Consider the following 13,879-nt stretch of genomic DNA (forward strand, 5'->3'; position numbering starts at 1 on the left):
CTACCATGGGCGCTGGCTTTCCGTAACAAGGCACGCACGCGATGACCGCGATCTACCTGGCCGGGCCGGACGTCTTCCGCCCCGACGCCGAAGCCCATGGCGAAACCCTCAAGGCGCTCTGCGCCGAGTTCGGCTTCGTCGGCCTCTACCCGCTCGACCACGCCCTGCCCGCCGACATCCGCGAGCCAGCCGCACAGGCCGCCTGGATCTACCGCGCCAATGTCGGCCTGATCGAGCGCGCCGACTGCGTGCTGGCCAACCTCGAACCGTTCCGCGGCAGCGAGCCGGACAGCGGCACCGCCTTCGAAGTGGGTTACGCCCTGGCCCTGGGCAAGCCGGTATATGCCTACCTCAGCGATGCCGGCGCCTACGCCGAGCGCCTCGCCCGGCTGGCCCCGGAATGGCTCGGCGAGCACCCCGGCGAGGACCGCGACGGTTGGCAACTGGAGGGTTTCGGCCTGCCATTGAACCTGATGCTGGCGGTGCCTTCGCGGCTGGTCGCCGGCGGCCCGCGCGAGGCCCTGCGACGCCTCGCCGAGGAACTCGAGCGCGCCTGACATCGCGGGAAGGCCGTCGCCTAGCTGCTGGCAGATAGCCGCCGCCCGGCCCGTCGCTTGCCGGCCATAATCCTGGACAACAACGGCCCCATCCGGGAGGCCGGCCTGCAAGAGGCATCCGATGAACCGATCCAAGGGTTCCAGCAGCCGTCGTACCTTCCTGCGCCTGGCAGCCCTGCTGCTGCCCGCCGGCGCCCTGCTCGGCAGCCTGCCGGGCGTACGCGCCGCGGCCAGGCCGCGGAAACTCTATCTGGCCGGTCCCGATGTGTTCCGCGCCGACGCCGTCGCCCACGGCGAAGCACTCAAGGCACTGTGCGCACGCTACGGTTTCGAGGGCCTCTACCCGCTGGACAACGCGCTGCCGAAACAGCTCGCCGAGCCGCGCGAACAGGCGGCCTGGATCTACCGCGCCAACATCGGCCTGATCGAACGCGCCGACGCGGTGCTGGCCAACCTGAACTTCTTCCGCGGCGCCGAGCCGGACAGCGGCACCGCCTTCGAGGTCGGCTATGCCACCGCCCTCGGCAAGCCGGTCTATGGCTACGTCGACGACGCCGGCAGCTACGCCGAGCGGATCCGCCGGCACGCCCCGGAGCTGATCGGCGAGGATCCGACCCGCGACCGCGACGGCATGACCCTGGAAGAGTTCGGCCTGCCGCTCAACCTGATGCTGGCGGTGCCGGCAACGCTAGTCGTCGGCGACGCCGAGCAGGCCCTGCGCCAACTCGCCAGCCGGCGCCACGGCTGACCCGGCGCCGGCCGTACGGCGAGAGACTCAGGGCAGGCGGGCGATACGCTCGGTGAGCAGGTCGAAGAACCCCTGGGCGTCGCCCTCGTTGATCCACTCGACGTTGGCCGGCTGCTTGAGGCCGCCGTACCAGTCGGCCACGGTCTGGCCGAAGGTGATGCCCTCGCGGCTGTCGACCTGCACGTTGATCCGCTTGCCCTTGAACAGCGAGGGCTTGAGCAGGTAGGCGACCACCGTGGCGTCGTGCACCGGGCCGCCCTTCAGGCCGTAGTACTTGATGTCGTACTGGACGTAGGCGTCGAGGATGTCGGCGACGGTCTTGCCGGCCTGGTTGCCGAGGTTGCGCAGCTTGGCGATGCGCTCGGGGCTGGTGAGGATCTTGTGGGTCACGTCGAGCGGCAGCATGGTGATCGGCGCCCCGCTCTTGAGCACGATTTCCGCCGCGTGGGGGTCGGCGAAGATATTGAATTCGGCGGCCGGGGTGATGTTGCCGCCGTTGAAGTGGGCGCCGCCCATGATCACGATCTCGCGGATGCCCTTGACGATGTCCGGTGCCTGGGTCAGGGCCAGCGCGAGGTTGGTCTCCGGGCCGAGCATGGCCAGGGTCACGCTCTTCTCCGGCGCCGCACGCAAGGTGCGGATCAGGTAGTCCACGGCGTTACCTTCGGCCAGCGGCTGCTTCGGCTCATGCACCTCGACGCCGCTGATGCCTTCGCTGCCGTGCACGTCGGCGGCGTAGATCGGCGTGCGCAGCAGCGGTCGCGGAGCGCCGGCGTAGACCGGGATATCCGGGCGCTTGCCCCACTCGCGGGCCAGCCGGGCGTTACGCGCGGTCTTTTCCAGCGGCACGTTGCCGGCGACGGTGGTCAGCGCCTGGATCTTCAGCTCCTTCGGCGAGGCCATGGCGAACAGCAGGGCGATCACATCGTCGGCGCCCGGATCGGTGTCGATGATCAGCGTCCGCGGCGATGGCGGCGCCACCGTTTCGGCAGCGGACAGAGGAAGGCTGGCGGGCATCAGCAGGGCGAGTCCTAGCAGAAGGCTGCAAAAGCGATTGCATGGGCGGGCGGCGCGTGACATGGGGCGACTCCTGGTGGGGAATGCCACAGTCTAGCCAGTTGCGGGCCACGCGCCGACCTATGCGAACCGACAGAGGAAGCCTGGCGCCTCCTCTGTCGGCGCCCGCCTCACCCGGCGATCAGGGCGCTCGCCGCCTCGCGGTGGCGGGCGATCAGGGCGGCCAGGTCGAGCCCTTCCACGGCACCGTCGACCACTCGCCAGGCGCCGCCGACCATTACCCGGTCGGCACGGTCGGCAGCGCACAGCAGCAGCGCCGAGAGCGGGTCGTGGCTACCCGAGAAGCGCAGCTCGTCGAGCTTGAACAAGGCCAGGTCGGCCTGCTTGCCGGGGGCCAGCTCGCCGATGTCGCTGCGCCCGAGCAGGCGTGCCGAGCCACGGGTGGCCCAGCCCAGGGCGAGTTCCGGGGTGATCCGCTCGGCGCCGTAGCGCAGGCGTTGCAGGTACAGGGCCTGGCGCGCCTCGAGGATCATGTTCGAGGCGTCGTTGGAGGCCGAGCCATCGACTCCCAGGCCGATCGGCGCGCCGGCCGCCTCCAGCTCCACGGTCGGGCAGATGCCCGAGGCCAGGCGCATGTTCGAACTCGGGCAATGGCAGATACCGGTGCCCGCCTCGCCGAGCCGGCGGATCTCCTCGGCGTTGAAGTGGATGCCGTGGGCCAGCCAGGTGCGCGGGCCGAGCCAGCCGACGCTATCCAGGTAGTCCACGGTACGCAGGCCGAAGCGCTGCAGGCAGAAGTCTTCCTCGTCGAGGGTCTCCGCCAGGTGGGTGTGCAGGCGTACGTCGTGGCGCGCCGCCAGTTCGGCGCTGGCGCGCATGATCTCCGGAGTCACCGAGAACGGCGAGCAGGGCGCCAGGGCGATCTGCACCCGGGCACCGTCTCCGCGCTGGTGGTAGCGGGCGATCAGTCGCTCACTGTCGGCGAGGATGGTCTCGGCTTCCTGCACCGTCTGCTGCGGCGGCAAGCCGCCGTCCTTCTCGCCGAGGCTCATCGAGCCGCGGGTGAGCATGGCGCGCATGCCCAGTTCCTCGACCACCCCGGCCTGCACGTCGATGGCCTGTTCGAGGCCGCCGGGAAACAGGTAGTGGTGGTCGGCGGCAGTGGTACACCCGGACAACAGCAGCTCGGCCAGCGCCACCTTGGTGGCCAGTTCGAGTTTCTCCGGGGTCAGCCGCGCCCAGACCGGGTAGAGGGTCTTCAGCCAGGGGAACAGCGGCTGGTTGACCACCGGCGCCCAGGCGCGGGTAAGGGTCTGGTAGAAGTGGTGATGGGTGTTGACCAGCCCCGGCAACACCACGTGCCGGCTGGCGTCGAACTGGCTGGCGCAGGGCTGCGCGGGCTGTTGGCCGGCGCCGAGCAGCTCGACGATGCGGCCGTCTTCGACGACCAGGCCGCCGGCGGCGTCGAGACCGTTGGCGGTGAAGATGGCGAGGGGATTGCGAATCCAGGTGCGGGACATGTGCGGACCTTCGTCGGATCGGCGGGCCGGCGCGAACGCTGCCGGCCCTCGGTTGATGAGAGCCAGCTCAGTGTTCACCCTGTCTGCTGATCCAGGTCCGCGGGGCGACGACGGGACGCCACGCGCGTGGCGATATCCTACAAGGGATTTATGGAGAGGTGTAAGGCTTTCCTCCCGGTGGCGGCCGGGCGCGGTTTGATGGGGGTCAACGGACGCCTCCCGGCAGGGGCATAGAGTGGGGGACTGCATAGCTGAAAACGTAGAACGGAAGGAGTCCCGCATGAGCGAAGAACCCACTGTCAGTCCCCCCTCCCCCGAGCAACCCGCCGCGCAGCCGGCCAAGCCGGCCCGGCCAGCCGCCCGCCGCGCCCCGCGCAAGCCGGCGACCCGCCGCCCGCGAGTGGCCAGCCCGGCGCAGAAGGCCCGCGAGGAGATCCAGGCAATCAGCCAGAAGCCGGTGGCCCTGCAGGTCGCCAGTGCGCCCCACGGCAGCAGCGAGGACAGCACCTCGGCGAGCCTGCCGGCGAACTATCCCTATCACACGCGGATGCGCCGCAACGAGTACGAGAAGGCCAAGCACGACCTGCAGATCGAACTGCTCAAGGTGCAGAGCTGGGTGAAGGAGACCGGCCAGCGCGTGGTGGTCCTGTTCGAAGGCCGCGACGCCGCCGGCAAGGGCGGCACCATCAAGCGCTTCATGGAACACCTGAACCCGCGCGGCGCGCGGATCGTAGCCTTGGAGAAACCGTCCTCCCAGGAGCAGGGCCAGTGGTATTTCCAGCGCTACATCCAACATCTGCCCACCGCCGGCGAGATGGTCTTCTTCGACCGCTCCTGGTACAACCGCGCCGGCGTCGAGCGGGTCATGGGCTTCTGTTCGCCGCTGCAATACCTGGAGTTCATGCGCCAGGCGCCGGAGCTGGAGCGCATGCTCACCAACAGCGGCATCCTGCTGTTCAAGTACTGGTTCTCGGTGAGCCGCGAGGAACAACTGCGGCGCTTCATCTCGCGCCGCGACGATCCGCTCAAGCACTGGAAGCTGTCGCCCATCGACATCAAGTCTCTGGACAAGTGGGACGACTACACCGCCGCCAAGCAGGCGATGTTCTTCCATACCGACACCGCCGACGCGCCGTGGACGGTCATCAAGTCCGACGACAAGAAGCGCGCACGACTCAACTGCATCCGCCACTTCCTGCACTCGCTGGACTACCCGGACAAGGACCGGCGCATCGCCCATGAGCCGGACCCGTTGCTGGTGGGGCCGGCCTCGCGGGTGATCGAGGAGGACGAGAAGGTCTACGCCGAGGCGGCCGCCGCGCCGGGCCACGCGAACCTGGATATCCCGGCCTGAGGCGGGCGGTCGCGCCAACGAAAACGCCCGGGGCGCTTTCGCGCTCCGGGCGTCCCTGGTTCGACGGTCGCTGGCCGGGTCACTCCGGCGCGGAGGTCCGGATCAGGTGGTCGAAGGCGCTCAGCGAAGCCTTGGCGCCCTCGCCCACGGCGATCACGATCTGCTTGTACGGCACCGTGGTCACGTCGCCGGCGGCGAAGATGCCGGGCAGCGAGGTCTCGCCACGGGCGTCGACGATGATCTCGCCGCGCGGCGACAGCTCGACGCTGCCCTTGAGCCACTCGGTGTTGGGCAGCAGGCCGATCTGCACGAAGATACCTTCCAGCTCGATCGACTTGAACTCCTCGGAGTTGCGGTCCTTGTACACCAGGCCGGTGACCTTCTGGCCGTCGCCCTTCACTTCGCTGGTCAGGGCACTGGTGATCACCTCGACGTTCGGCAGGCTGTAGAGCTTGCGTTGCAGCACGGCGTCGGCGCGCAACTTGCTGTCGAATTCCAGCAGGGTCACGTGGGCGACGATGCCGGCCAGGTCGATGGCCGCCTCGACGCCAGAGTTGCCGCCGCCGATCACCGCCACGCGCTTGCCCTTGAACAGCGGGCCGTCGCAGTGCGGGCAGAAGCACACGCCCTTGGCCTTGTATTCCTGCTCGCCGGGCACGCCCATTTCGCGCCAGCGAGCGCCGGTGGCGAGGATCAGGGTCTTGGCCTTGAGGCTGCCGCCGCTCTCGAACCGCACCTCGTGCAACTCGCCGGCGTTCTTCGCCGGAACCAGCTTGCTGGCGCGCTGCAGGTTCATGATGTCGACCTCGTAGTGACGCACGTGCTCTTCCAGCGCCCGTGCCAGCTTCGGCCCTTCGGTCTCCTGCACCGAGATGAAGTTCTCGATGGCCATGGTGTCCAGCACCTGGCCGCCGAAGCGCTCGGCGGCGACGCCGGTGCGAATGCCCTTGCGCGCGGCGTAGATCGCCGCCGCGGCTCCGGCCGGGCCACCGCCGACCACCAGCACGTCGAAGGCGTCGCGGGCGGTCAGCTTCTCGGCGTCGCGGGCGGCGGCGCCGGTGTCGATCTTGGCGAGGATCTCTTCCACGCCCATGCGGCCCTGGCCGAAGACTTCGCCGTTGAGGTAGATGCTCGGCACCGACATGATCTGGCGCGCCTCGACCTCATCCTGGAACAGCGCGCCGTCGATGGCGACGTGACGGATGTTCGGGTTGAGCACGGCCATCAGGTTCAGCGCCTGGACCACGTCCGGGCAGTTCTGGCAGGACAGCGAGAAGTAGGTTTCGAACTCGAAGGTGCCCTCGATGCCCTTGACCTGCTCGATCACGTCCGCGTCGAGCTTGGAGGGGTGGCCGCCTACCTGCAGCAGGGCCAGCACCAGCGAGGTGAATTCGTGGCCCATGGGGATACCGGCGAAGCGCAGGCCGATGTCCGCACCGGGGCGGTTCAACGAGAACGACGGTTTGCGCGCATCGCTGCCGTCGGTCTTCAGGGTGATCTTGTCGGTCAGGCCGACGATGTCTTGCAGCAGGCCCAGCAGCTCGCGGGATTTGTCGCTGTCATCGAGGGACGCGACGATCTCGAACGGCTGGCTGACCTTTTCCAGGTAGGCCTTCAACTGGGTTTTAAGATTGGCGTCCAACATGGTTCAGCTCCTCGAAATTCGGGCAAACGTATCCCCGGCGGATGGGACATCCGCCCTGCACGGCGCGTTGGCTGGGTGAAGGGCGGACGATCCGCGAGGGATCGTCCGCCGGAGAGGCTGGCGGCGAATGCCGCCGGCGCGGTCTTAGATCTTGCCGACCAGGTCCAGGGACGGAGCGAGGGTCTTCTCGCCTTCCTTCCACTTGGCCGGGCAGACTTCGCCCGGGTGGGCGGCGGTGTACTGGGCGGCCTTCAGCTTGCGCACGGTCTCGCCGACGTCACGGGCGATCTCGTTGGAGTGGATCTCGACGGTCTTGATCACGCCTTCCGGGTTGATCACGAAGGTACCGCGCAGGGCCAGGCCTTCTTCCGGGATGTGCACGCCGAAGGCGTTGGTCAGTTGGTGGGTCGGGTCGCCGATCAGCGGGAACTGGGCCTTGCCGACTGCCGGGGAGGTTTCGTGCCAGACCTTGTGCGAGAAGTGGGTGTCGGTGGTCACGATGTAGACCTCGGCACCGGCTTTCTGGAACTCGCCGTAGTTGTTGGCGGCGTCTTCGATCTCGGTCGGGCAGTTGAAGGTGAAGGCAGCCGGCATGAAGATCAGGACCGACCACTTGCCCTTCAGGGATTCCTCGGTCACCTCGATGAACTTGCCGTTGTGGAAAGCATTGACCTTGAACGGTTGGACTTGAGTGTTGATCAGGGACATCAGTCGTTCCTCTCTCAGTTGAATGGGGTGTTTCAAATCGACTGGGAGAATCTTAACGGGGTTCAGCAAAAATACCCCATTGATTTAGGCCATCAGTGAAATTATCTAAATCTATCGAAGAATATATAAATAGTTAAAACAACTAATCGAAAAACCTGCCCTCGTCAGTGCCCGGCCTTCCACGGCTGGCCCAGGGAAACCGGGGCATACAGCCGGGTGCGCAGGGCATCGCGGGAGAGCAGGACCAGCACCAGGATGGTCGCCGCATAGGGCAGCATCGCCAGCAGGTTGGCCGGAATCGACAGCCCGATCCCCTGGGCCACCAGGTGCAGGATGCTGGCCAGGCCGAACAACCAGGCACCGAGCAGCACGCGGAACACCCGCCAACTGGCGAAGACCACCAGCGCCAGGGCGATCCAGCCGCGTCCGGCGGTCATGTTCTCCGCCCACATCGGCGTGTAGGCCAGCGACAGGTAGGCACCGGCCAGGCCGGCCATGGCGCCGCCGAAGAGCACCGCCAGGGTGCGCACGCGCAGCACCGGCAGGCCCATCGCGCTGGCCGCGTCGGGGTTCTCGCCGACCGCCTGGAGAACCAGCCCGGCGCGGCTGCGCAGGAGCATCCAGGCGACCGCGGCGAACAGCGCCAGGCTCAGGTAGACCAGCGCGTCCTGGGCGAACAGCATGCGCCCGAGCAGCGGCAACTCGCCCAGCACCGGCAGCGCCAGCGGGGCGAACCCTTGCAGCGGCTTGCCGACCCAGGCGGCGCCGACGAACGACGACAGGCCGACGCCGAAGATGGTCAGCGCCAGGCCGCAGGCCACCTGGTTGGCGTTCAGGTACAGGGCGACCCCGGCGAACAGCGTCGCCAGCAGCATGCCGGCGAGCACCGCGAGGAGCACGCCGAGCCACAGGCTGCCGCTGGAGAAGGCGACCATGAAGCCGATCACCGCGCCGAACAGCATCATCCCCTCCTGGCCCAGGTTGAGCACCCCGCTTCTCTCGCAGACCAGTTCGCCCAGGGCCACCAGCAGCAGCGGAGTACCGGTGCGGACCATGGCGAACAGCAGGTTGTCGAGCAGATCGATATCCATCGTGGTTCCTCGGCGGTTCGGCTCAGGCCAGGGCGTCGCGCAGCGCCGGGCGCTTGCGCCAGCGTCCGTGCAAACGTGGGCGGTAGAGGATCAGCACGTCGCAGGCGAGGAGGAAGAACAGCATCATCCCCTGGAACAGCCCGGACAGCGCCAATGGCAGGTTGAGGCTCATCTGCGCGGCCTCGCCGCCGAGGTAGAGCAACGCCATCAGCAGGCTGGCGCAGAGGATGCCGAACGGATTGAGACGGCCAAGGAAGGCCACGGTGATCGCCGCATAGCCGTAGCCCGGCGAGACCTGCGGCACCAGTTGGCCGATCGGCCCGGCGACCTCGCAGACGCCGGCCAGGCCTGCCAGCGCGCCGGAGAACAGCAGCACGAACCAGACCAGGCGCTTCTCGCGGAAACCGACGAAACCGGCGGCGCGGCGGTCGAGGCCGAGCACGCGGACCTGGAAACCGAGGAAGCTGCGCTGCGCCAGCACCCAGACCGCCGCCAGCGCCAGCAGGCCGAACAATGCGCCAAGGTGCACCCGGCTGTCCTCGAACAGCGCTGGCAGGCGGCTGGCCTCGCCGAACAGCGCCGACTGCGGGAAGTTGAAGCCATCCGGGTCCTTCAACGGCCCGTGCACGCCGTACAGCAGCAGGTTCAGCGCGATGTAGTTGAGCATGATGGTGGTCAGGATCTCGTTGGCGTTGAAGCGCGTTCGCAGCCAGGCGGCGAACCCGGCCCAGAGCGCCCCGGCAGCGGTGCCGGCGAGCAGCACCCAGGCCAGCGCCCAGCGGCTCTGCCAGTCGAGCAACTGGATCGCCACCGCGCTGCCGGCCAGGGCGCCGACCAGCAACTGGCCCTCCGCGCCGATGTTCCACACGCGCGCCTGGTAGGCCAGTGCCAGGCCGAGGGCACAGAGCAGGATCGGCATGGCCTTGACCAGCAGCTCGCCGAGCCCATAGAGGTCGCTGAGCGGCTGTACCAGCACGGTATGCAGGGTCTGCCACGGATCGTGGCCGAGACAGGCGAACAGCAGCGCACCGCAGACCAGGGTCAGCAGCCCCGCCAGCAGCGGAGAGGCCAGCAGCATCCAGCGTGACTGTCGGCCGCGCGGTTCCAGGGACAACAGCATCACAGGCTCCCTTGGGCAACGGCGCCGGCGACTGCCGCCGGCGCCTCGAATTGACCGGCCATCCAGCCGCCGACCTGCTGCGGCGAAGCGCTCGCGGTGGCGACCGCCGGGCACAGCCGACCCGAACACAGCGCGGCGATGCGGTCGCTGAGCAGGAACAGCTCGTCGAGGTCCTCGGAGACCACCAGGATCGCCGTACCGGCATCGCGCAAGGCGATCAGCGCGCGGTGGATCAGCGCCGCCGCGCCGACGTCCACGCCCCAGGTGGGATGCGCCGCCACCAGCAGGCGCGGGGCCTGGAGGATCTCGCGGCCGAGGATGAACTTCTGCAGGTTGCCGCCGGAAAGGCTGCGGGCCGGCGCCCCGGCACCCGGGGCCTTCACGGCGAAACGGCGGATGATCTCCTCGGCCAGCGCCAGCACCTTGCGCCGCCGGACCAACCCGCGCTTCACCAGGCCCTGCTGGAAGGCGGTGAGCAACGCATTGTCCGCCAGGCTCATCTCCGGTACCGCGCCGTGCCCCAGCCGCTCGGCGGGCACGAAGGCCTGGCCGGCGCGGCGCCGCGCATCCGGCGCCAGGTGCGCGCCGGCGCAGGCGCCTAGGCGGATGCGCTCGGCCTGGGCGCGCGGCAGGCGCACTTCGCCGCTGAGCAGGGCAAGCAACTCGTCCTGGCCGTTGCCGGCGACCCCGGCGATACCGAGGATCTCGCCGCTGCGCACCTCCAGGTCGAGGCCAGCGAAGGACACGCCGAAGGGGTCCGGGTTGCGCCAGTGCAGGTCGCGCACCTGGAGGAAAGGCGCGCCGCCGGTGACCTTCGGATACTCCGCCGCCAGGCCCTCGGCGTCGCCCACCATCAGCCGCGCCAGCTCGAGATCGGAACATTGCGCCGGCACGCACTGTCCGGCCACCCGTCCGCCGCGCAGCACCGTGGCGCGCTGGCAGAGCGCACGGACCTCGGCCAGCTTGTGGCTGATGAAGAGGACACTGCAGCCCTCCTCCGCAAGACGGCGCAGGGTGACGAAGAGATCCTCGGCCTCGCGCGGGGTCAGCACCGAGGTCGGCTCGTCGAGGATCAGCAGGCGGATGTCCTGCATCAGGCAGCGCACGATCTCCACCCGCTGGCGCTCGCCGATGGACAGCCCATGGACCAGCCGGCGAGGCTCCAGCGGCATGCCGTAGCGCTGCGACACCTCGCGAATACGCGCCTCCAACCGGCGCGGGCTGCCCGCCTCGGCGCCGAGGGCGAGCGCGATGTTCTCCGCCACGCTGAGCGTCTCGAACAGGGAGAAATGCTGGAACACCATGCCGATCCCCAGCGCCCGGGCGCGAGCCGGGTCGCGTACCTGCACCGGCTCGCCCTGCCAGCGGATCTCGCCGGCATCGGGACGGGTCACGCCGTAGATGATCTTCATCAGCGTGCTCTTGCCGGCGCCGTTCTCACCGAGCAGGGCGTGGATCTCGCCGGCGTCGATGCACAGGTCGATGCGGTCGTTGGCCAGGCAACCCGGATAGCGCTTGCTGATCCCGCGTAGTTCGAGGCGCGGCGGCGCGAAAGAGGAAGGTGCGGACATGGCGGACCCGATCGGTTGCTCGACGATGCGGCGGCCGGTGCAAATACCTGGCCAGGAGGTCAGGAAAGCCCTGGAACGCGGCTTGCACCGGGAGCCACGGGCCAGGCTGCCGCGCCGAGCGGCACCAAGCCGGGGCACGCCTGGGACGCCGCGGCACATTTGCGGGCAACCCTGCGGCGCACCCGCGTGAGCATTTGTCGCAAAACAGTCATCACCACCTTGCTCACAGAGTTATCCACAGCGTGTCGGGAGCCCATCCGGGACCTTGGGAAGCCTCCCGCGCCGATCGTCCCGGCGATTTTCGCAACATCGGCGGTGGACAGAAAACAGCCAACCCGGCAGGCCATGGGCGCGACCTGGCAAGGCATTTTCTCCAACACTTTGCCAACAGCTTTATCCACAAGATATCGACAGCCGTTCGGAGGAGCACGGCAGGACGATCTCTCCCGGCCAAGCCACGGGTCGGCCGAATCCCTGGGGCAGCCCCGGCGGCCCGCTTCCGGCACAGTTTGCCAACAGCTTTTCCACAGGAAACCCGCGGAACGGGAATGCCCGTGAAAATGTCTCCGGGACTTCCCCTTTCGACGCCCTGATGCCCATGAATACTGGGTTTTCCGGCTTTCCAGGAAAGTCCGCGGCGATCGACGGAAGCATGCTCGGCGGCGCCATGGGTGGATCCGCTGTCCACAGTTTCGCGATGCACCGTCGTGGCGCATTCCACAGCGCTTTTTCCCTGGCTCTTTCGCCAATCGGGAGAAATCCTGCGGCCCCGTCCAATGCCTTTCCCCCGACCGCCGAAGGCATTTTTTCAACGGGGAATGCGAACAGCTTTTCCACAGACAAACCCACAGAAGCGCCAGTTGCCGACCGGGCATTTCGCAAGGCGGATTCAAGGTGCCGGAACGCTTTCCGCGGATCGCCTGCCGGAAGCTAGATGGGCACATCCCGCAATGGCTCGTGCAATCTTTCCGCACACGCGCTACACACAGACTTATCCACAGCATGCGCACAGTGCATAATGGCGGAAGCGAGATCACGCGCCAAAGACGGGATATTTCCGTCGATTTCCCGGACTAAAGAGGCGAAAGCGCCGTTCCGGCAGCAGAGGAGATGAACGATGCAGTACCTGCTGGCAACTTCGTCCCCCCACTTATCCTGCACTCCGACCACGGCGGGAGCGCGATGAGCAGTTCGGCCCATCGCGGGCGGATCCTGCATTTCCTCGGCGACCCGGCGAAGCTCGGCGACAAGGCCTGGGAGTATTTCGAGGACGGCCTGCTGTGGATCGAACACGGCCACGTGCGCGCGCTCGATCACGCAGCCTACCTGCTGCCGCAACTGCCCGCCGACCTGCCGCTGGAGGAGCATCCGCAGCGCCTGCTGCTGCCCGGCTTCGTCGACTGCCATGTGCATTACCCGCAACTCGGAGTGATCGCCTCCTACGGCACCCAACTGCTGGACTGGCTGGAAACCCACACCTTTCCCGCCGAGCAGCGCTTTGCCGATGCCGGCTACGCCGCCGCCCAGGCCGAGCTGTTCCTCGACGAACTGCTGCGCCACGGCACCACTACCGCGCTGGTGTTCGGCACGGTCCATGCGGTATCCGCCGAGGCATTCTTCCAGGCCGCGCAGAAGCGCCGCCTGCGGATGATCGCCGGCAAGGTGCTGATGGACCGCAACGCGCCGCCGGCGCTGTGCGATACCGCGGCCAGTGGCTACGCCGAGAGCCGCGCGCTGATCGAGCGCTGGCACGGCAACGGGCGCCTGCAATACGCGGTCACCCCGCGCTTCGCGCCGACCTCCTCGCCCGAGCAACTGGCCGCGGCGGCGCGCCTGCTGGACGAGTATCCCGGCGTCTACCTGCACACCCATCTTTCGGAGAACCTCAAGGAAGTCGCCTGGGTCGGCGAGCTGTTTCCCCAGGCACAGGACTACCTGGACGTCTATCATCGCGCCGGCCTGGTCGGCGAACGCAGCGTGTTCGCCCATGGCATCCATCTCTCCGAACGCGAATGCCGCTGCCTGGCGCACAAGAACGCGGCGCTGGCGCACTGTCCCAGTTCCAACCTGTTCATCGGCTCCGGCCTGTTCGACCTTGGCCGCGCCCAGCAATACGGCATCCGCGTCGGCATCGGCAGCGACGTCGGCGGCGGCACCAGCCTGTCGCTGCTGGCCAACCTCGCCGACGCCTACAAGATCCAGCAATTGCGCGGCACCAGCCTCGATCCGTTCCAGGCGCTCTACCTGGCCACCCTCGGCGGCGCCAGGGCGCTCGACCTGGACGGCCTGGTCGGTAACTTCCTGCCCGGCCGCGAAGCCGACTTCGTCGCCCTCGACCTGGCCGCCACGCCGATGATCGCCCAGCGCATGGAGCATGCGCGCGGCCTGGCCGATACCCTGTTCGTGCTGAACACCCTGGGCGACGACCGCGCGGTAGCGGAGACCTGGGTGATGGGGGAGCGGCGCCATGCGAAGGGGTGAGAGTCTCTTTCCCGCGTTGGCTCGGCCCGTCGCTGCATGCCACCTCCTCGCGCCGTAGAGAAAAGAC

General features: G+C 68.1%; 11 protein-coding genes. 4 read left to right on the forward strand and 7 right to left on the reverse strand.

All coding sequences use genetic code 11. The annotated features are described in order from the left end of the window. Positions 1-41 precede the first annotated feature (41 nt). Together HMPREF1224_RS26690 and HMPREF1224_RS0112235 are read left to right on the forward strand one after the other, a co-directional pair. Positions 42-557, forward strand: a complete 516-nt coding sequence (locus HMPREF1224_RS26690; RefSeq protein ID WP_003106720.1) for a nucleoside 2-deoxyribosyltransferase — start codon at positions 42-44, stop codon at positions 555-557. A gap of 121 nt (positions 558-678) precedes the next feature. Continuing rightward, positions 679-1,305 carry a nucleoside 2-deoxyribosyltransferase gene (locus HMPREF1224_RS0112235; protein WP_003117212.1) on the forward strand — a complete coding sequence of 209 codons (627 nt, stop codon included), beginning with the start codon at positions 679-681 and terminating at the stop codon, positions 1,303-1,305. Positions 1,306-1,332: 27 nt separating this feature from the next. Here HMPREF1224_RS0112235 and HMPREF1224_RS26695 read toward each other — a convergent pair whose 3' ends face one another. Continuing rightward, positions 1,333-2,385, reverse strand: a complete 1,053-nt coding sequence (locus HMPREF1224_RS26695) for a nucleoside hydrolase (protein WP_003106723.1) — start codon at positions 2,383-2,385, stop codon at positions 1,333-1,335. Between the two features lie 107 nt (positions 2,386-2,492). Beyond that, a complete protein-coding gene (locus HMPREF1224_RS26700; protein WP_004352010.1) occupies positions 2,493-3,842 on the reverse strand; it encodes an 8-oxoguanine deaminase in 1,350 nt (449 codons plus the stop codon). A gap of 457 nt (positions 3,843-4,299) precedes the next feature. Here HMPREF1224_RS26700 and ppk2 point away from each other — a divergent pair, with 457 nt between their 5' ends. After that, positions 4,300-5,196 (forward strand): polyphosphate kinase 2, encoded by an 897-nt coding sequence (ppk2, locus tag HMPREF1224_RS26705; protein ID WP_003121626.1) that lies wholly within the window; start codon positions 4,300-4,302, stop codon positions 5,194-5,196. Positions 5,197-5,275: 79 nt separating this feature from the next. Here the strand turns inward: ppk2 and ahpF are convergent, their stop codons facing one another. The 5 genes from ahpF to HMPREF1224_RS26730 form a co-directional block, all read right to left on the reverse strand. After that, a complete protein-coding gene (gene ahpF, locus HMPREF1224_RS26710) occupies positions 5,276-6,841 on the reverse strand; it encodes an alkyl hydroperoxide reductase subunit F (RefSeq protein ID WP_003111221.1) in 1,566 nt (521 codons plus the stop codon). Positions 6,842-6,985: 144 nt separating this feature from the next. Next, a complete protein-coding gene (ahpC, locus tag HMPREF1224_RS26715; protein WP_003083828.1) occupies positions 6,986-7,549 on the reverse strand; it encodes an alkyl hydroperoxide reductase subunit C in 564 nt (187 codons plus the stop codon). Positions 7,550-7,713: 164 nt separating this feature from the next. After that, positions 7,714-8,640 (reverse strand): ABC transporter permease, encoded by a 927-nt coding sequence (locus HMPREF1224_RS26720; protein ID WP_010793578.1) that lies wholly within the window; start codon positions 8,638-8,640, stop codon positions 7,714-7,716. A 22-nt stretch (positions 8,641-8,662) separates the two neighbouring features. After that, positions 8,663-9,760: an ABC transporter permease gene (locus HMPREF1224_RS26725; protein ID WP_003112631.1), complete on the reverse strand. Its 1,098-nt coding sequence runs from the start codon at positions 9,758-9,760 to the stop codon at positions 8,663-8,665. Next, the gene (locus tag HMPREF1224_RS26730; protein WP_010793579.1) at positions 9,760-11,331 is read right to left on the reverse strand and encodes an ABC transporter ATP-binding protein; all 1,572 of its coding nucleotides are present in this window, start codon (positions 11,329-11,331) and stop codon (positions 9,760-9,762) included. The genes HMPREF1224_RS26725 and HMPREF1224_RS26730 overlap by 1 nt, the downstream gene beginning before the upstream one ends. 1,110 nt (positions 11,332-12,441) lie before the next feature. Between HMPREF1224_RS26730 and guaD the strand changes: the two genes are divergently transcribed. Next, positions 12,442-13,812: a guanine deaminase gene (gene guaD, locus HMPREF1224_RS26735; RefSeq protein WP_003128340.1), complete on the forward strand. Its 1,371-nt coding sequence runs from the start codon at positions 12,442-12,444 to the stop codon at positions 13,810-13,812. Positions 13,813-13,879: the final 67 nt, after the last annotated feature.

Source organism: Pseudomonas sp. P179, assembly GCF_000478485.2.
Taxonomy (GTDB): Bacteria; Pseudomonadota; Gammaproteobacteria; order Pseudomonadales; family Pseudomonadaceae; genus Pseudomonas; species Pseudomonas aeruginosa.

Coding starts and splice junctions, on each gene's coding strand:
- HMPREF1224_RS26690 (WP_003106720.1), top strand. CDS start 42: ATGACCGCGATCTACCTGGCCGGGCCGGACGTCTTCCGCCCCGACGCC.
- HMPREF1224_RS0112235 (WP_003117212.1), top strand. CDS start 679: ATGAACCGATCCAAGGGTTCCAGCAGCCGTCGTACCTTCCTGCGCCTG.
- HMPREF1224_RS26695 (WP_003106723.1), bottom strand. CDS start 2,385: ATGTCACGCGCCGCCCGCCCATGCAATCGCTTTTGCAGCCTTCTGCTA.
- HMPREF1224_RS26700 (WP_004352010.1), bottom strand. CDS start 3,842: ATGTCCCGCACCTGGATTCGCAATCCCCTCGCCATCTTCACCGCCAAC.
- ahpF (WP_003111221.1), bottom strand. CDS start 6,841: ATGTTGGACGCCAATCTTAAAACCCAGTTGAAGGCCTACCTGGAAAAG.
- ahpC (WP_003083828.1), bottom strand. CDS start 7,549: ATGTCCCTGATCAACACTCAAGTCCAACCGTTCAAGGTCAATGCTTTC.
- HMPREF1224_RS26720 (WP_010793578.1), bottom strand. CDS start 8,640: ATGGATATCGATCTGCTCGACAACCTGCTGTTCGCCATGGTCCGCACC.
- HMPREF1224_RS26725 (WP_003112631.1), bottom strand. CDS start 9,760: ATGCTGTTGTCCCTGGAACCGCGCGGCCGACAGTCACGCTGGATGCTG.
- HMPREF1224_RS26730 (WP_010793579.1), bottom strand. CDS start 11,331: ATGTCCGCACCTTCCTCTTTCGCGCCGCCGCGCCTCGAACTACGCGGG.
- guaD (WP_003128340.1), top strand. CDS start 12,442: ATGAACGATGCAGTACCTGCTGGCAACTTCGTCCCCCCACTTATCCTG.